This is a genomic window from Parabacteroides sp. AF48-14, from assembly GCF_003477465.1.
Taxonomy (GTDB): domain Bacteria; phylum Bacteroidota; class Bacteroidia; order Bacteroidales; family Tannerellaceae; genus Parabacteroides; species Parabacteroides acidifaciens.
In genome coordinates, this window is record NZ_QUDI01000001.1 from 85,747 (window position 1) to 104,191 (window position 18,445).

An 18,445-nucleotide genomic window follows, 5' to 3' on the forward strand; every position below is an offset into this window, starting at 1 on the left:
ATTAATTTTTTACCGGACAAAGGTAAGGATAAAAACTCAGCCAATCAAACACCGTGCGATATACATGGTCACGCGATGCCTTTTCGGACAGTATCAAGTCGTGGATGCCGTTTGGGATCGTATCGCGTGTGACATAATTGCCCAGCTTTTGCCCGTATTTCTGGATATCGTGCACGTCCAGTACGATGTCGGACGAGAGATATTCATTGTTCCATTCCTTTGTTTCCGGAAATGATTTATTTGACGACATCACCAGGACCGGACAATCCAAGTCAATTCCTTTTTGAACAGTTTTTTGTGCTTCCTGTATGGCATTTATCCATCCCGCTTTTTTCGGATGTCCGTTTATCATCTTCCAGTCCGTATTGTATTCCCATTCCCCTTTGAACTGTTTTAGCAGGCTGTGCGCGTATGAAGCGTCGCCATATCCCTGTACAGTCAGGTTCGGAAAGAGCTTGCCGATAAAGGAAACGACAGGGATTACGACTTTTTCCATCATCCAGCCGAAGTTCCAGTCCAGAAAAGGACTGTTCAGTATCAGTCCGTCTACAGGCAGTTCTCCTTTCTTGCTGTTCAGGTAATAAGGTGTGATCAATCCTCCCGTAGAGTGCGCCATCAACAATATCTTGTCGTTGCCCTCTTCCCGGATAATGGCCAGAGCCGTATCGATATCTGCAAAATACTCTTTCAAGCTTTTGCAGAAGAAAGGATCTTGACCCGGCAAGATCGAGCGGCCGTATTTGCGGAGGTCCATGGCGTAGAAATTGTAGCCATGTGCGTTCACGCTGTCGCCCAGTTGCTTCTGAAAGAAATAATCATTGTAGCCATGTATATAAAGTATTGCCTGTTTGGTGTCCGGCAGTTGCGGCTTCTTGACAAGCGTGCAGACCACTTTCCCCTCATAATCGTCCGGCATTTGGATAGTCCGGCGGAGATAGCTGTCGCCCAGTACGTCGGGAACGTATTGGGCATAAAGGGTTGAGAAGAAGAGCAGTGATAAGATAATAAAATATAGTTTCCGTGTCATATTCGTTTGATTTCTTTACTATAACGTCTTTATCCGGGTGTTTGTTGCCCGTAAATGCAACAAAAATACAATCATCCTGACAGATATCTTCGAATATTTGTTGTAACATTTATTTCTAATGATTAAATTGCGTCGCAAAATATAAAGGAGTTGAAACTCCGGACTTCTAAATGAGAAAAACACGAATTCTTATATGTCTTATCCTTACACAGCTATTTGTTGTAAGTATAATTGCAGCAAATACGACAGATAGTTTGCGGCAGCAGTTAATGGGCTTGCCGGATAGCAGCAAATTGATAAAACTAAACGAGTTGCTTTATCAGAATAATCGTAACAACGTGTATAAAATATATGCGGACCTGCTATTGGAAGAGGCCCAGAAACAGAAGAATGATTTTTACAAAGGCAATGCTCTGTTATTGCTGATGCGCTATTATTATGCCAGAAACCCGGATAGTATGCGCTTTTACCTAAAACAAGCTGAACCTATATATATCGCAACCAACCGGATAGAAGATTTGTGCCGAGTGAAAGGCTGGAATATTTACACCTTGACAAATGAAGGAACCCACGAACAAGTTCTCGGAGAAGTCGAAAGTATGAAGAAACTTGCTGTTCGTTTTAATTATCCGGAAGGAGTGGATATGGCTAACCAGGCTTTGGCAAACTTTTATTTCAGTATCGGTCTGCAAGCTGAAGGCGTCAACTTGTGTAATGAGATTCTGCAAGGCATGGAAGAGCGGGGGAGTTTCCCGTATCCGTCGATTCTATCTGTTGCGCTTGTTATTGAACAAAGAGACGAAAGAGGAATACTTGTTCAAACTCGACACTTGTATAAAGAACTGTGAAAAGGAAGGAATCTTCCGCCTGGATGAGGAGCACACGTTAGCTTTTCTGAAACAGAGTTTCCACCTTTACTCCGCACAGTATTATATTAATCAAAAGAATGCTTTGCTTACTTATTCCCATTTGCAAAAACTGGATGAGCTGGAGAATCAGTACAATATGAATACGGAAAAGATCATGGCGCAATTCCTTTGGATGAAATATTATAATCTGATCGGAGATTATGATAAGGCGCTTGCCGTGATCGACCGTTTGGAACAGATCCTTTTGAATAATAAACGTTATAATGACTGGGTTACAGTGGAAGACTTCAGGGCCGATATCTATTATAAGATGGGAAAAGGAATGGAATCGGCCAAAGCTTACAGAGATTCGAAAGCTGTACGCGATTCGATTGTCCATGCCCAATATTATGAAGATTTGGCACAGTTAAGGACGCAAAGGGAAGTGGATAAACTGGAACTGCAAAGCAAGAAGTTAGAGTTGGAGGCAGAGAAATCCCATGCCAGAGCATTGGCTTATGGTGGAGGAGTGATTGTTTTGCTCCTGATTTGTGCAGCATTAGGCTTGCTGGCCCATTCCCGTCAACGTTATGGAGCCCGCCTGAAAATCGCAAAAGAAAAAGCAGAGGAAGCCGATAGCCTGAAGTCGACCTTTCTGGCTAATATGAACCATGAGATTCGTACGCCGTTGAATGCAATAGTCGGCTTTTCGCAAATAATTGCAGAGGAAGAAGATATAGAGACTCGCCGGGAGTTTGCCCGGATTATCCAGAAAAACAATGACCTGTTGCAGAGGTTGATAGAAGATGTGTTGGACATATCGAAAATAGAGTCGAACACGCTTGCATTTGTCTTGAGTGATCAGGATTTGCCGGTGCTGATGCAGGATATTTACAGTACAATATTGTTGCGAATGCCTGAAAACGTGATGTTGCAGTTGGACGATTGCCCTAACTTTACACTTCATACCGATCGCAGCCGCCTGACGCAAGTGCTCACGAACCTGTTGATAAACGCCATCAAACATACCAAGGAAGGCTCCATCCGTTTTGGCTACCGGGTAACAGCCTCGGAACTCGTCTTTTATGTGACGGATACCGGCGAAGGCATACCGGAAGAGCAGTTAGGCCGTGTCTTCGACCGCTTTGTCAAGCTAACGGAATGGACGACCGGCGTCGGCTTGGGATTGGCCATATCCAAAGCTTTGGTGACAAAACTCGGAGGGCGTATAGAAGTCTCTTCTGAGCAGGGGAAAGGTTCCACTTTCAGCGTCATATTCCCCGTGTGATAAGTATAGATTAGGTCGTACTATCCGATCCGTTATCTCTTCCATCGTCTATTATTAGTTGTCCGCTTGGCGGTGAACGATCGTCCGCTTGCTGGTGAACGATCGTCCGGCGCCAAGCGAACGATCGTTCGCGCAAGCGGACAAGTTACGAATGCTTCGGAAAGGACTAATAGTATTGCATAAAAAAGATAAGGAAATAGGATGAAACCGCTTATCTTTGCAGACAATTTTGTCGGAACTAAATAGATAGACAATGGAACAACTTGATTTTGTTAAGACAGTGCAGGCTAACCAGCAGTGGCTACGTGCAATGGAAAAGGAGGCTTTTGCCATCCATGACCGTGTTAATCAGCGCTATGGGAAATTCCTTCCCTACGGTTTTCACCTGAAACTTACTGCCTCGTATGTCTCCCGCTACGGCCATCTGGTGGCGGAAACGGAAGCGGATGTGCTTGTCCTCTATGCTTCGGCCTATCTGCACGACACGATAGAAGATGCCCGCATGACCTATAACGATGTCGTGAAGCTTGTCCGCAGTTTCAAGCCGGAAGGAACAACCTTGCCGGACGCAAGCAAGGAGCAACTCGACCGTCAGGTTCCGGAAATTGTCTACGCTCTGACCAATGAGAAAGGCCGCAATCGCGACGAGCGTGCGAATGCTGCCTATTATAAAGGTATATGCGAGACGAAATTCGCTTCGTTCGTCAAGATGTGCGACCGCTTGGCGAACCTCCGCTTCACCGTGATGTTTGTTTTTGCCAATTATATGTTTGATGTTTATAAAAAAGAATATCCTGATTTTATCCGCAAGATAGACGAAGGCGCTGTGACTCCCATCCCGGAAGTAATGAAGCAGGAGGCGGAAGATATGTTGCGGGGCGAGGTTTATGTGTTGGAAGGCTGATGTGGGAGTAGCCGTTTATATTAATAAAGAATAAATATAAAGGATGGGCCTTTAGCGGGTTAGATAATATTTTATATCTTTAACCTGTTGAACGTTTGGTCTTAATGATAAGCTTTAAACTGATTAAAATGGCTAAAAATGAAAAGTGTTAATTCTTTATTTCTTTTACTATCAATGATGGTTCTGACTCCTGTGTCGGTCGTTTCCCAGAGTGTCAGTAAAGTATTGCAACCTTATGTTGATTCGGGCGAGTTACCTGGTTTTGTTACTGTTGTGGCTAAGGCAGACAAAGTTCTTAGCATGGAATGTCTCGGTTATCAGGATATTGCGAAAAACAAGAAGATGGAGCCTAATTCCCTGTTTTGGATTGCCTCTCAGAGCAAACCCATTGCCGGGGCGGCGGTCATGATGCTTGTCGATGAGGGGAAATTAAATCTGGATGAACCAATTACGACTTATCTTCCTGAGTTGAAAGATATGAAGGTCAGTCGTGTGAGCCGGGAGAATTGGCAAGTAACCGAACGAGTTACACAGCCTATAACTTTAAGACAGCTTCTTACGCATACCAGCGGTATGTCTTGGGTTGCCGGAGTACAGGAGCGGACGGGAAAAATAGACGTGTTGCCTTTTAGTCTCAGTCTCTATGTAACGGCGATGACGCCTCTTATAGCTGAACCGGGAGAGAAGTTTTCATATTCCAATCAGAGTATAAATATTGCCGCCACTATTGTTGAACGGATTTCCGGAATGCCGTATGCCGATTTCTTGCAAAAGAGGATATTTGAGCCTTTAGGCATGACTAATACAACCTTTTGGCCGGCAGGGAGACAGTTGGAAAAGTTAGTAATTCCTTATAAACAAGGTAAGGACGGGAAATTGGAAGAGACGATTATCGACCAATTGCAATATCCGCTGGACGATAAAAGCAAACGTTTTGCAGAAGCTGCCGGAGGATTATTCTCGACGCCGGTTGATTTAGTGAAATTTTACCAGATGATTGCAAATAAGGGCCTTTTTAACGGGAAAAGATTGCTGACGGAAAATTCTGTTGCAGAACTGGGAAAAGACCAGACGGATAAGAATGTGAAAGAACAACGTGGGTTGGGATGGGCTGTTTCGGATGATTGGATCGGGCACGCTGGCGCTTATGGTACGGATTCCAGATTTTATTTTAAGGACGGAGTCATTGTCATGCTTTACGTTTTGCAGCAGGATCTTCCCAAATATGGAGAAGCATGCCAGCTTTTTTGGAAAGAAGTGGAGGCAAAATATCATTTATGAGTACGTGTGGAGCTCTTATAGGGCTATTACTTTGCATCGTATTGATTATACGAAAGGCGTCGCCCGTTTACAGTATGATAATAGGCGCCCTGGTCGGAGGTTTAATTGGTGGTCTGGGATTGACCACTACCGTTACATCCATGGTTTCCGGCATTCAGGCTCTTGTCCCGGCAATCATACGTATATTGACCGCGGGAGTTTTGTCGGGAATACTGATCCGGACTGGGGCTGCGGCATCAATTTCTCAAACAATTGTCAGGCGTTTGGGAGTGAAACATGTTTTCTTCTCTCTGGCTTTCTCGACAATGTTGTTAACGGCTATCGGGGTGTTTGTGGATGTGGCTGTCATTACGGTTGCTCCTGTGGCCCTGACGATTGCAAACCGTCATTCAATTTCACGTCTGAAATTGCTGTTGGCAATGATTGGCGGTGCTAAATGTGGAAATATTATTTCTCCAAATCCTAATACGCTTATTGCAGCTGAGAATTTTAACGCACCGCTGTCTTCTGTCATGGCTGCCAATGTTGTGCCGGCATTGATAGGTTTTGTTATAACAGTTTGGGTGATTGTACGGCTGTTTCCCGACAAATATTCATCCAAAATAGAAGTGGAAGACTCTGGTTCGAATGAATCGAATGAAGATCTCCCGCCGTTTTGGGCAAGTATGACAGCTCCTGTTGTGACAGTTCTTTTGTTGGCTTTGCGCCCGTTGGTTGATATAACAATAGATCCGTTAATCGCTTTGCCGTTGGGCGGTTTTGCGGGGATGGTCGCGATGAGGCGCTGGAGCGTATTAGGGGACAGTTTGGAATATGGTCTTGGAAAGATGTCCTTGGTTGCGATTTTATTGGTCGGCACCGGGACGATAGCCGGAATTATCAAAGCTTCAGATCTGAATTCGGACTTGCTCGCGTTGCTGGGCAGTTGGCATATCAGCGATTTTATGATTGCCCCAGTCGCTGGCGTTTTGATGTCTGCCGCTACTGCTTCTACAACAGCGGGAGCAACAATCGCTTCTTCCTCTTTTTCAACTGCGATACTGAACTCCGGCTTGTCCGGCGTTTGGGGAGCTGCGATGGTTAATGCAAGTGCGACGGTTTTGGATCATCTGCCACACGGGTCATTTTTTCATGCAACGGGCGGGTGTGTCGAAGTTTCGATCGCTCAACGGTTACGGTTGATTCTTTATGAGACATGTGTTGGTTTGACGCTGACTGTCTCTTCCATTGGTTGTTGTAAGCTGTGGATTTGGCTGATATGATTAAAAAGACCGTCATTTGTTTGCAGAATAAAAAAAAAGTATCTACCTTTGCACCGCAAAAATTATTAGTAATAACAATACAAAACAGCGTTTTATGAACAATTACGAAACCGTTTTCATTTTGACTCCCGTTTTGTCTGACGCACAGATGAAGGAAGCGGTAGAAAAATTCACGAACCTCCTGAAAGAACAGGGTGCAGAAATCGTGAACGAAGAAAATTGGGGTTTGCGCAAATTAGCTTATCCTATCGACAAGAAAACAACAGGCTTCTACCAGTTGGTTGAATTCAAAGCAAATCCTGAAACGATTGCGACTCTGGAAGTCCAGTTCCGTCGTGACGAACGTGTGATTCGCTTCCTGACTTTCCGCCAGGACAAATATGCAGCAGAATATGCCGCTAAGAGAAGAAGTTTGAAATCATCTAAAGAAACAGTAAAGGAGAATTAATTATGGCAGCAACTCAATCAGAAATCAGATATTTGACTCCGCCTTCAGTAGACGTTAAAAAGAAAAAATATTGCCGTTTCAAAAAGAACGGTATCAAGTATATCGATTACAAAGATCCTGAATTCTTGAAGAAATTCCTGAACGAACAGGGTAAGATTCTTCCGCGTCGTATTACTGGTACTTCTTTGAAGTTTCAGCGTCGTATCGCTCAGGCTGTTAAAAGAGCTCGTCACTTGGCGTTGCTTCCTTACGTAACCGATTTAATGAAATAATAAAAAGAGAGGAGACAGAATATGCAAGTTATTTTGAAAGAAGACGTAATCAATTTAGGTTACAAAGACGATATCGTAACAGTTAAAGACGGTTACGGACGTAACTTTCTAATCCCCACGGGTAAGGCAGTTATCGCATCTGAATCAGCAAAGAAAGTATTGGCTGAAAACTTGAGACAGCGTGCTCACAAGTTGGCTAAGATTAAAGAAGATGCTCAGGCTTTGGCTGCAAAGTTGGAAGGCGTAGCGCTGACGATCGGTGCAAAGACAAGTTCAACTGGTACAATTTTCGGTTCTGTAACGAACATCCAGGTTGCTGAAGCTTTGGCAAAAGCTGGTTTCGAAGTAGATCGTAAAATTATCTATATCAAAGAATCTGTTAAGGAAGTAGGTAGTTACAAAGCTATCCTGAAACTTCACAAAGAAGTATCAGTGGAAATTCCTTTTGAAGTAGTTTCAGAGTAATATAGTCACTGAATATAGTAACAAAAAGGGCGATTCATATTGAATTGCCCTTTTTTTATTTCAGATCAGCCAAGTTTTACTCATCAAAAAGCATTACATTTGTCCCAAATTTGCAAGAAATTTAGAAAGTGGCAAAAAGTACTTTTCTATATATCAATTTGGTAATAGCTTTGTTTCTTGTTTTGCCTGTATTGCAGGCTAAGGAAAAAACGTTTACAGTAGTGATCGACGCCGGACATGGGGGAAAAGACCCTGGAGCACGGGGAACGGTCATTAATGAAAAAGCTATTAACTTGGCTGTCGCTTTAAAGCTGGGGAGTTTGATATCAGAAAAGCATAGTGATGTGAAAGTTATCTATACGCGCAAGACGGATGTTTTTATAGAACTGGACGAACGTGCAAATATTGCTAACCGGAATAAGGCCGACTTGTTTATTTCCATTCATACGAATGCCGTGAAGCGGGGCAGTTCTGTGTCTGGGACGGAAACATATACGTTAGGTTTGGCCCGGAGTGATGAAAACTTGGAGGTCGCTATGCGGGAAAACTCCGCTATTCTGTTGGAGGATAATTATTTGCAAAAATATGAAGGCTTCGATCCTAAATCTTCCGAATCGTATATTATTTTCGAATTTATGCAGAATAAACACATGGAGCAAAGTATTAGTCTGGCTTCGGAAGTTCAGAAATGCTTTACTTCAGCAAAGCGTAATAATCGTGGTGTGCGACAGGCAGGTTTTCTTGTGTTGCGTAAAACGAGTATGCCGAGTATTCTTGTAGAATTGGGATATATTTCGAATCCGGCGGAAGAGCGTTTTATGAAGACGAAAGATGGGCAGGATAAGTTGGCTACAGCTATATATAATGCTTTTACGAAATATAAATGGGAATATGATCGTAAACGTGGGGCATTATCGGGAAATGCGAGTGTTGCGCCTGTTCTGCAAGTCGTAGATGATCAAGAAAGTGTTGTTACAGCTCCTCCTGGAAGTGAAGAATATATTCGCCAGAAGAATAAGCGGATGATGGATCAACGCCTGCGCAATCCCCCTGGAAGTGAAGAATATATTCGCCAGAAGAATAAGGCGGAAGAGATAAAAACTGTTCGTCAATCGAAGTCTGCCACTCCGGAAGCGCAGATGGCTACTCAAGTGAAAAAAGGACAAACTGTCTACAAAATACAAATATTGACCTCTGATAAAAAACTTTCTCCCAATTCTAAATTGTTTAAGGGATATAAGAATGTTGATTACTTTGTCGAGAAAGGTATTTATAAATATACGTATGGCGAGACAACTAATTTTGACTCAATTCGTAAGATGCGCCGTCAGGTGGCAAAAGACTTTAAAGATGCTTTTATTGTCGCCTTTAAGGATGGGAAAAAAGTAAAATATTAGTAGTAATAGGAATTTATATTATATAGAGAAGAAATGAAAAATGTATTCACCAAAGAGGCAAAGATCGGGCTCGTGTCCATAATAAGCCTGGCATTGCTGTATTTAGGAATTAATTATTTGAAAGGGATAAATTTGTTTAAACCAACCAATCATTATGTGGTGGCTTGTACGAATGTGAAAGGAGTGACAATTTCGAGTCCGGTATTTGTAGAAGGTTTCAAGGTGGGATTGGTTCGTGATATTGTCTATGATTATGATGCGACTGATAAGATTTCGATTGATATCAGCCTGGAAGATCATATGAAGATTAATAAAGGTAGCTATATCACAATTGTGAATAGTTTTCTGGGTGGAGGTGAATTGCATATCCATTTGAATAAGTATGTAGATGATTATCTGAAGCCCGGTGCAACCATTGAAGGTCGGATGGAATCGGATATGATGCAGTCTGTGCAGGAAAAGATTTTGCCGCAAGTCGAACTGCTTCTTCCTAAGATCGATTCTATCTTAGGTGGATTGCAAACGTTGGTTAATCATCCCGCGCTTGCCCAATCTTTGGATAATATTGAAAAAACGACAAATAGCTTAGCTGTTTCCTCCCGTCAGCTTAATCAGATGTTGAGTAAAGATGTGCCAGGTATTATGGGGGATTTGAAAGTAATTACCAGCAATTTTGCGGATGTCAGTACAGATTTGAAGAAGTTAGATTTGGCAACGACGGTGAATGCTGTAAATGCGACATTGGATAATGTGGAGCAGATGACACGGAAATTGAACTCAAAGGATAATAGTATGGGGCTTTTGTTGAATGATCGTGCGCTTTATGATAATCTGAATAGTACGGCGGACAATGCTTCCAAGCTCTTGCTCGATTTGAAGCAGAATCCTAAAAGATATGTGCATTTTTCTGTATTTTAATATTGCATAAGAATTCTTGTGTAAACTGTTTATTTAGAATTATTCCAATTAAACAGAAAAATATAAAATACGCTTGACTGACTTGTCTAAGGCTCTTAGATAGAGGTGTGTAACTGAATCGAAAGGCCTTTTTTGATAGCCTTGCCCTCATGTAACAGGATTGTAAAGAATGCCCATTAATAAAGGATTTATTATAATGGATGCGTGGTAAGTTGTAGATAATCAGATTGTTGTGATTAACTGCTTGACTGTAAACAGTATATTAAACAATCAAGAGTTCCAAATAAAAAAGCACTTTTTTTTTCGGAATTAATTTCTAAACTTTGTAGTCGTAAAGTAAAAATTGAAGTTGTAAGTATAGTTGGGAGAATAAAAAAATCATGCAAACGGAATATCAAACTTTGTGGAATAAATGCCTCGCTGTCATTAAGGATATCGTTCCTGAGGCCGCTTTTAACACATGGTTCAAACCTATCATACCATTATCATACGAGGATAATAAATTCACGATTCAGGTACCGAGCCAGTTCTTTTATGAGTATCTGGAAGAAAAGTATGTGAATGTATTGAAAGTAACATTGTATCGTGTGATTGGGCAGGGTACGATCTTGAATTATCGTATCAAGGTGGTTGATAAGGTGAAGGATGATGGCATGATTACTTTACCAACAAGTAATGACGCTCCCCGTACTGCTAAAAAAGGTGCAGAGATCCCTTCTCTGTTTGAATCGAAAGCCCGTCAGGACTGGGATTCGCATTTGAACCCCAAATACAACTTCGATAACTATTTTGAGGGAACAAGTAACCGTCTGGTGCGTTCTTCCAGTGAAGCGATCGCACAGGAGCCGGGAAAGACCTTTAATCCGATGTTTGTGTTCGGAGCATCTGGTGTAGGAAAGACGCATTTATGCCATGCGATCGGTAATCGCATTCAGGAAATCCATCCGGAGAAAAAAGTGCTGTATATTTCAGCTCATCTGTTTACTGTTCAGTATACGGAGGCAATCCGGAAGAATACGACGAATGATTTCATGTATTTCTATCAGGGCGTGGATGTGTTGATTCTGGATGATATTCAGGAACTGATCGGAAAGGATAAGACGCAGAATACTTTCTTCCATATTTTTAATCACTTGCATTTGTTGGGCAAGCAGTTAATTCTGACTTCCGATAAGGCTCCTGTGGATTTGCAGGGGATGGAAGAGCGTTTGATTACCCGTTTGAAATGGGGGTTGACTGCTGAACTGGATCGTCCGGACCTGGATTTGCGTAAAAAGATTCTGAAAAATAAGATCAGCCACGACGGTGTGGTGATACCGGATGACGTATTCAACTTTATTGCAAGCAATGTAACGGAGAATGTACGTGATGTAGAAGGTATCGTTGCTTCTTTACTGGCTTATTCTACGGCATTTAACCGGATGATAGACCTGCCTCTGACTAAACAAGTCGTGAGTCGCGTTGTAAAGTTGGAAAAGAAGCAAGTATCTGTTGAGTCCATTCAGAATGTAGTATGTAAGTATTATAATCTGGAGTTGGCTGCTATTCAGACAAATTCGCGTAAGCGAGAAATTGTACAGGCTCGCCAGGTTACGATGTATCTGGCAAAGAAATATACCGATAGTTCTTTCTCTCACATTGGGAAAATTGTAGGTAAGCGCGATCACGCAACTGTATTGCATGCCTGCAAAACGGTGAAAGACCAGATCGAAACTAATAAATCTTTCCGCTCTTCCGTAGAGGAGATTGAAGCATTACTCAAGGCTTGATTTTAATAAGATATTTAGGAGAAAGGATGCACCGGGTGGCGTCCTTTTTTTGTTTTTTAGAAACCTTGTAGTGGAGAGGCTTTTCTTTTTGGAAAACTTTTTGTTTGGAGGTGAGATGTAAGATGTTGATAAATAATGGTGTTTATGTGTGAAGTTGGAAACTTATCAACAAAATGTATTTTATTTATTGAATAATTTGGTCAATCCGTAAACTATGCTTAAACTTGCACATCTTTAAACTTAAAACAATCGTGAATCGTAAAACTTACACCTTCGATGAAGCGTTTAAAGCTTCGCTTGGCTACTTCACGGGCGACGAATTGGCCGCCAAAGTATGGGTAAATAAGTATGCCTTGAAAGACGCGTTCGGGAATATCTACGAAGAATCTCCCGCTGACATGCACCATCGTCTGGCAAGTGAAATTGCTCGCGTGGAAAAAAAGTATCCTAATCCGTTGTCGGAAGAGGAACTTTTTAGTCTGTTTGATCATTTCCGTTACATCGTGCCGCAAGGAAGCCCGATGACGGGAATTGGCAATGACTTCCAAATTGCCTCACTCTCTAACTGCTTTGTAATTGGATTGGACGGAGAAGCCGATTCCTATGGAGCTATTATCCGGATTGATGAAGAGCAGGTGCAGCTAATGAAGCGTCGCGGCGGTGTAGGTCATGACCTATCGCATGTCCGTCCGAAAGGATCTCCTGTGAAAAATTCGGCATTAACCTCGACAGGTCTTGTGCCTTTTATGGAACGCTATTCTAACTCGACTCGCGAAGTGGCCCAGGATGGCCGTCGTGGTGCTTTAATGCTTAGTGTTTCTATCAAGCATCCGGATTCAGAATCGTTTATCGATGCCAAGATGACGGAAGGCAAGGTTACGGGGGCCAATGTATCTGTAAAGATTGATGATGAATTTATGCAGGCAGTTGTCAATGGGACACCCTATAAGCAACAGTATCCGATTAATTCGTCTGAACCGACAACCGTAAAAGAGATCGATGCGGCTGCACTTTGGAAAAAGATTATCCATAATGCATGGAAATCGGCAGAACCGGGTGTGCTTTTCTGGGATACGATCCTGAGAGAGTCCGTTCCTGATTCGTATGCAGACCTCGGTTTCCGCACTGTGTCGACAAACCCTTGCGGGGAAATTCCTTTGTGCCCGTACGATAGTTGCCGTCTATTGGCAATCAACTTATACTCGTATGTGGTGAATCCCTTCACAAAAGATGCCTATTTTGATTTCGATCTGTTCCGCAAGCATGTTGCACTGGCACAGCGTATCATGGACGATATTATCGATCTTGAGTCGGAAAAGATTGAAAAGATTTTGGAGAAAATCGATGCCGACCCGGAATCACTGGAAGTGAAGCAGAGCGAACGTCATCTATGGGAAAAAATTCAGAGAAAAACATTGCAAGGACGTCGTACGGGTGTTGGCATCACAGCTGAAGGCGATATGATTGCCGCTCTGGGATTGTGTTATGGTACGGAAGAGGCTACAGATTTTGCGGAAGAGGTTCAGAAAACTTTGGCGCTGGCAGCTTATCGTTCTTCTGTGGAAATGGCGAAAGAACGTGGTGCATTTGAAATCTACGATGCCAAACGGGAAGAAAATAACCCGTTTATTAACCGTCTGCGCGAAGCTGATCAGGAACTTTATGATGAAATGGTCAAGTATGGCCGCCGCAATATCGCTTGTCTGACGATTGCTCCAACCGGTACAACCAGTCTGATGACACAGACAACCTCCGGTATCGAACCTGTATTCCTGCCGGTTTACCGCCGTCGCCGTAAGGTCAATCCGAATGATGCGGAAGCCCGTGTCGACTTTGTAGATGAAACGGGTGATGCATTTGAGGAATATATCGTGTTCCATCATAAATTCGTAACTTGGATGTTGGCTAACGGTTATTCCGCTTCCAAGAAATATTCACAGGAAGAGGTGGAAGATCTGGTTGCCAAGTCACCTTATTATAAAGCAACTTCAAACGATGTAGACTGGCTGCAAAAAGTACGTATGCAAGGCCGTATCCAGAAATGGGTAGACCATTCCATCAGTGTCACGATCAACCTGCCGTCTGATGTGACGGAAGAACTGGTTGACACATTGTATGTGGAAGCCTGGAAATGTGGCTGTAAAGGCTGTACGGTTTATCGTGACGGCTCCCGTTCAGGCGTACTGTTGTCTACCGATAACAGCAAGAAAAAGAAAGACGACTGTAATTGCATGGAACCGCCTATCATCGTGTCGACCCGTCCACGTGAATTGGAAGCTGATGTGGTGAAATTCCAGAATAACCGTGAAAAGTGGATCGCATTTGTCGGTTTGCTGAATGGTCGTCCTTACGAAATCTTTACCGGTCTTGCTGATGATGACGAAGGTATCATGTTACCGAAGAATGTCTCCAAAGGCAGCATCATTAAGAGCTATGACGAAGATGGCAAGAAGCATTATGACTTCCAGTTTAAAAACAAGCGTGGTTATAAGATGACAATCGAAGGTTTGGACGGTAAGTTCGACCCTGAATTCTGGAACTACGCAAAACTGATTTCCGGTGTATTGCGTTATGGCATGCCTATCGACCAGGTAATTAAACTGGTTCAGGGTATGGAGTTGAATAACGAATCCATCAATACCTGGAAGAACGGTGTAGAAAGGGCCTTGAAGAAATACCTGCCTAACGGTATGGAAGCAAAAGGACAGAAATGTCCGAACTGTGGACAAGAAACACTTGTCTATCAGGAAGGTTGCCTGATCTGTACCAATTGCGGTGCTTCGAGGTGCGGGTAATTAATTAAGTTGTGAATTATGAATTATGAGTTGTGGGATACAATTTGCAATCCACAATTCATAATTCATAATTCTTTTTGTATCTTCGCGTCTGGAACTAAATTTAGTACACATGAAAGTCACCTTTAATATCAACTTCCATACCGTTTGGGGACAGAAGTTATGTGTTGTGGGGTCGATCCCGGAGTTAGGTTCATGGGAACCGGCTTTGGCAAAAGAAATGAGTTATAAGGGGGAAGGAAACTGGCAGCTGGAGCTGGAGGTTACGACTCCGGTCAAAGATATAGAATACCGGTATTTCCTGAGTTTGAGCGATAAGCAGATATTCGAGGAATGGGAAAAGAACCATCAGGTATTTTTTATCGGTTCGGCCGACCAATATACGCTATACGACTACTGGCAGGTCCGTCCCGCTAATCTCGCCTTTTATTCATCGGCTTTTACGAAAAGTTTATTTGCCCATCCGTGTAATACGCACGAACGGGTCGTGAAGAGTGGAAAGCGGCTCACCATTAAGATCTCCGTGCCACGTGTCGAAAAAGATCAGCGTGTGGCTATCACAGGGAACCAGGAATGCTTGGGCAACTGGCATCCGGACAAGGCTTTAATATTGAGTTGCGATACTTTTCCTGTTTGGCATATAGACCTGGATGCGAATGAGATTACCTATCCGTTGGAATATAAATTCCTGATCTGCGACGATCATCAGCAGCCCCTATATTGGGAAGAAGATGAGAACCGTATTCTGAACCTGCCTCCACAGCAGGTTGGGGAGACTGCTATTATCTCCGGTCTTTATTTCCGTGATAACTTGCCTTTGTGGCGATGTGCCGGTTCGGTCATACCGGTGTTCTCTTTGCGCTCGGAACAGAGTTTCGGGGTAGGGGATCTGGGAGACCTGCATTTGCTGGTAGACTGGGTGAAAAAAACGCATCAGCGTATTATCCAGGTGCTTCCGATGAACGATACGACAATGTCGCACACCTGTATGGATTCGTATCCTTATAGTGCAATATCCATTTATGCCCTTCATCCTATGTATATTAGCCTGCCCCATTTGGGAAAACTGGCAGACCAGGAGAAAGCCGCTTTCTTTGCCCGCAAACAGGCGGAACTTAATGCGTTGGAAGCTGTCGATTATGAACAGGCTGTTAAGTATAAGATAGAATATTGCCGGGAATTCTTTGAACAAGAGGGACAGGCTGTTATGTCCTCTCCGGAATATAAGGAGTTCTTTGCACAAAGTTCATCCTGGCTGATGCCCTATGCTGCATACAGCTATCTGCGTGACAAGTATTGCACTTCCGACTTCACGCAATGGAAAGAAAATTCCGTATATGATAAGAGCAGTATCCGCGAGCTTTGTTCTGAAACAAACAAGGCCTATCCGGAAATCTCTTTCCTTTATTTTCTGCAATACATCTTGCATACCCAGTTTAAAGCTGTTTCCGATTATGCCCGTAAGAACGGGATTGTGCTGAAAGGCGATTTGCCTATCGGTGTGAGCCGTACAAGCGTTGAGGCATGGATGGAGCCGAAGTATTTCAATATGAACGGACAGGCCGGTGCTCCTCCCGATGACTTTTCCGTGAACGGTCAGAATTGGATGTTTCCGACCTATAATTGGGATACGATGGAGAAGGATAATTTCTCCTGGTGGAAGAAACGTTTCCATAAACTGGAAGACTATTTCGATTGTTTCCGTATCGATCATATCCTTGGCTTTTTCCGTATCTGGGAAGTGCCGTTGGATTATGTACAGGGGCTTTGCGGACATTTCAATCCGGCTTTGCCTCTTACTCCGAGCGAGATAGAACAGTATGGCCTGAACTTTAATGAAGCTCGTCTGACGACACCTCATATCAACCGGGAATTCTTGCCCGAGCTGTTTGGCGACTTGGCAGAAGAAGTCATCGGCTCTTTTCTGGCGCAGTCGTCGTCACATCATTTTGTCCTGAAACCTTTCTGCGATACGCAACGTAAAGTCGATGCGTTGTTTGCCGGAAAGACAGATGAAGCATCCCTTCGTATCAAGAATGGCTTGTTTGCTATTGCCAATGAAGTGTTGTTCCTGCGTGATCCGCGTGATCCGGATAAATTCCATCCGCGTATTTCTGCCAGCCAGTCTTTTCTGTATCGCGAGTTAAGTGCTGCCGATCAATACGCCTTTGATCAGTTATATTGGAATTTCTTTTATCATCGTCATAACGACTTTTGGAAGGCCCAGGCCTTTAACCGGTTGACACCGTTGGTCGGATGTACGGATATGCTGGTCTGCGGGGAGGATCTGGGGATGATTCCCGAATCCGTACCTGATGTAATGAACAAGTTGCAGATATTCAGTCTTGAAATAGAACGAATGCCAAAGACGCCACAAAGGGAGTTCTCGGATATGTTCAACCTGCCTTATCATTCGGTTTGTACAACCTCCACGCACGATATGTCACCGCTTCGCAGTTGGTGGAAGGAAGATCGCGCGAAGATACAGCGTTATTATAATAATGTATTGGGACGTGCCGGAGACGCTCCGGAAGAATGTACAGCGGATATCGCGACACAGATTGTAGCTTCTCATTTGGAATCCCGTTCGATGCTAACCATTATCCCCTTGCAGGATTGGTTTGCAATGGATGACTCCGTTAAACGGAAAGATTATGAAGCGGAGCGTATCAATGTGCCTTCCGTGCCTAACCATTATTGGCGTTACAGGATGCATATCCCGTTAGAAAGATTGATACAGGCGGATAGTCTGAATAATAAGATAATAGAACTAATTGAAAAGTCGGGCCGCAAATAAGCCCGACTTTTCTTTATTGTTTGGGTTTGGCAGCCTCTTTCGTAGTTCCTTCCCCCGACATCTTACAAACGCCGTTGAAGCGGGCATTGGGTTCGATTTCCAGGGTTTGGGTGAATATATCTCCTTTAATGACGGCGGTTGCTTTCAAGACAAGTTTGGCACTAACATGGACGGAACCATCCACTTCCCCTAATATTTCAGCATTTGCGGAAACAATATTTCCGGTAACACTCCCTTTCGGACCGATTACGATTTTACCACTACAATTGATATCTCCTTCGACTTTTCCATCCAGGCGGAAGTCTGTTTCCGTTATGATATTGCCTTTTACGGTAGTGCCGGCAGCAAGGGTATTATGTAAGCCGCCGTTTGTGTTTTCTTCTTTTTGCTTTATTCCCATCATATATGTAGTTAGTTGCTTTTCGCAAATATAAGACTATTTTTTTGCAGAAAGGTTTACTTTATTTACATTTACAGATAAAATAACGAATTATGACAACAAGGATAGAGCTTGAAGCAATGAAATTCTACGCTTATCATGGTGTGATGCCCCAGGAAAGGAAGGTTGGTAATAACTTTGTCGTGAACCTGATTCTTACGGCTCCGCTGGATAAAGCCGTTACGAGTGACGAGCTGGAAGACACGATTAATTATGCCGCTGTCTATGCGGTCGTCAAGGAGCAGATGGAAAAGCCGTCCAAGCTGATTGAACATGCGGCAGGCCGCATTTTACAAGCTCTGAAAGGACATTTTCCACAGTTGACAGCTATCGAATTGAAGCTTGCCAAACTGAATCCGCCTTTCGGTGGAGATGTTTATAGTGCATCGATTATTCTTAGTGAGACATACTGTTAGGCTATTTTAATAAATATATCTATCTTTGTATCCTAAAGCACAAATAATACATTCATCTTATGGCATTTACCAACAACGTAATGATAGTCCGCCACGGATTGTTGGCGAAGTTAGTTAAA

Annotated in this window: 14 protein-coding genes and 1 pseudogene; 13 read left to right on the plus strand and 2 right to left on the minus strand. The window is 43.2% G+C overall.

All coding sequences use genetic code 11. The annotated features are described in order from the left end of the window. Position 1: 1 nt before the first annotated feature. Positions 2–1,027, minus strand: coding sequence for an alpha/beta hydrolase (locus DW083_RS00380; protein ID WP_115497861.1), 1,026 nt, complete (start codon positions 1,025–1,027; stop codon positions 2–4). Between the two features lie 170 nt (positions 1,028–1,197). Between DW083_RS00380 and DW083_RS00385 the strand changes: the two are divergent. From DW083_RS00385 to DW083_RS00440, 12 genes and pseudogenes are all read left to right on the plus strand, one after another. Then, positions 1,198–3,163, plus strand: a pseudogene (locus DW083_RS00385) (sensor histidine kinase). Positions 3,164–3,416: 253 nt separating this feature from the next. Beyond that, positions 3,417–4,067: an HD domain-containing protein gene (locus tag DW083_RS00390; protein WP_122331051.1), complete on the plus strand. Its 651-nt coding sequence runs from the start codon at positions 3,417–3,419 to the stop codon at positions 4,065–4,067. A gap of 138 nt (positions 4,068–4,205) precedes the next feature. After that, positions 4,206–5,348, plus strand: a complete 1,143-nt coding sequence (locus DW083_RS00395) for a serine hydrolase (RefSeq protein ID WP_122331052.1) — start codon at positions 4,206–4,208, stop codon at positions 5,346–5,348. Beyond that, positions 5,345–6,610, plus strand: a complete 1,266-nt coding sequence (locus tag DW083_RS00400; RefSeq protein WP_122331053.1) for a GntP family permease — start codon at positions 5,345–5,347, stop codon at positions 6,608–6,610. Before DW083_RS00395 ends, DW083_RS00400 begins: the two co-directional genes overlap by 4 nt. 94 nt (positions 6,611–6,704) lie before the next feature. Beyond that, entirely contained in the window at positions 6,705–7,058 is a 354-nt protein-coding gene (gene rpsF / locus DW083_RS00405) for a 30S ribosomal protein S6 (RefSeq protein ID WP_115497871.1), read from the plus strand. Positions 7,059–7,060: 2 nt separating this feature from the next. Then, positions 7,061–7,330, plus strand: a complete 270-nt coding sequence (rpsR, locus tag DW083_RS00410; protein WP_007654155.1) for a 30S ribosomal protein S18 — start codon at positions 7,061–7,063, stop codon at positions 7,328–7,330. Positions 7,331–7,351: 21 nt separating this feature from the next. Further along, positions 7,352–7,795 carry a 50S ribosomal protein L9 gene (rplI, locus tag DW083_RS00415; protein ID WP_115497872.1) on the plus strand — a complete coding sequence of 148 codons (444 nt, stop codon included), beginning with the start codon at positions 7,352–7,354 and terminating at the stop codon, positions 7,793–7,795. Between the two features lie 128 nt (positions 7,796–7,923). After that, a complete protein-coding gene (locus tag DW083_RS00420) occupies positions 7,924–9,192 on the plus strand; it encodes an N-acetylmuramoyl-L-alanine amidase (RefSeq protein WP_122331054.1) in 1,269 nt (422 codons plus the stop codon). Between the two features lie 33 nt (positions 9,193–9,225). Then, positions 9,226–10,110 (plus strand): MlaD family protein, encoded by an 885-nt coding sequence (locus DW083_RS00425; protein ID WP_115497874.1) that lies wholly within the window; start codon positions 9,226–9,228, stop codon positions 10,108–10,110. 380 nt (positions 10,111–10,490) lie between these two features. Continuing rightward, positions 10,491–11,879 (plus strand): chromosomal replication initiator protein DnaA, encoded by a 1,389-nt coding sequence (gene dnaA, locus DW083_RS00430; protein WP_115497875.1) that lies wholly within the window; start codon positions 10,491–10,493, stop codon positions 11,877–11,879. Positions 11,880–12,130: 251 nt separating this feature from the next. Next, on the plus strand, positions 12,131–14,674 hold the full coding sequence (locus DW083_RS00435) for an adenosylcobalamin-dependent ribonucleoside-diphosphate reductase (protein ID WP_122331150.1): 2,544 nt from the start codon (positions 12,131–12,133) through the stop codon (positions 14,672–14,674). Positions 14,675–14,786: 112 nt separating this feature from the next. Next, positions 14,787–17,471 (plus strand): 4-alpha-glucanotransferase, encoded by a 2,685-nt coding sequence (locus DW083_RS00440; RefSeq protein ID WP_122331055.1) that lies wholly within the window; start codon positions 14,787–14,789, stop codon positions 17,469–17,471. A gap of 13 nt (positions 17,472–17,484) precedes the next feature. On the opposite strand, the gene DW083_RS00445 is transcribed toward DW083_RS00440, so the two are convergent. Then, the gene (locus tag DW083_RS00445; RefSeq protein WP_122331056.1) at positions 17,485–17,871 is read right to left on the minus strand and encodes a polymer-forming cytoskeletal protein; all 387 of its coding nucleotides are present in this window, start codon (positions 17,869–17,871) and stop codon (positions 17,485–17,487) included. A 92-nt stretch (positions 17,872–17,963) separates the two neighbouring features. Between DW083_RS00445 and folB the strand changes: the two genes are divergently transcribed. Next, a complete protein-coding gene (folB, locus tag DW083_RS00450) occupies positions 17,964–18,326 on the plus strand; it encodes a dihydroneopterin aldolase (RefSeq protein WP_122331057.1) in 363 nt (120 codons plus the stop codon). Positions 18,327–18,445: the final 119 nt, after the last annotated feature.

Coding starts and splice junctions, on each gene's coding strand:
- DW083_RS00425 (WP_115497874.1), top strand. CDS start 9,226: ATGAAAAATGTATTCACCAAAGAGGCAAAGATCGGGCTCGTGTCCATA.
- DW083_RS00440 (WP_122331055.1), top strand. CDS start 14,787: ATGAAAGTCACCTTTAATATCAACTTCCATACCGTTTGGGGACAGAAG.
- DW083_RS00380 (WP_115497861.1), bottom strand. CDS start 1,027: ATGACACGGAAACTATATTTTATTATCTTATCACTGCTCTTCTTCTCA.
- rpsF (WP_115497871.1), top strand. CDS start 6,705: ATGAACAATTACGAAACCGTTTTCATTTTGACTCCCGTTTTGTCTGAC.
- DW083_RS00390 (WP_122331051.1), top strand. CDS start 3,417: ATGGAACAACTTGATTTTGTTAAGACAGTGCAGGCTAACCAGCAGTGG.
- DW083_RS00395 (WP_122331052.1), top strand. CDS start 4,206: ATGAAAAGTGTTAATTCTTTATTTCTTTTACTATCAATGATGGTTCTG.
- rpsR (WP_007654155.1), top strand. CDS start 7,061: ATGGCAGCAACTCAATCAGAAATCAGATATTTGACTCCGCCTTCAGTA.
- rplI (WP_115497872.1), top strand. CDS start 7,352: ATGCAAGTTATTTTGAAAGAAGACGTAATCAATTTAGGTTACAAAGAC.
- DW083_RS00400 (WP_122331053.1), top strand. CDS start 5,345: ATGAGTACGTGTGGAGCTCTTATAGGGCTATTACTTTGCATCGTATTG.
- dnaA (WP_115497875.1), top strand. CDS start 10,491: ATGCAAACGGAATATCAAACTTTGTGGAATAAATGCCTCGCTGTCATT.
- folB (WP_122331057.1), top strand. CDS start 17,964: ATGACAACAAGGATAGAGCTTGAAGCAATGAAATTCTACGCTTATCAT.
- DW083_RS00445 (WP_122331056.1), bottom strand. CDS start 17,871: ATGGGAATAAAGCAAAAAGAAGAAAACACAAACGGCGGCTTACATAAT.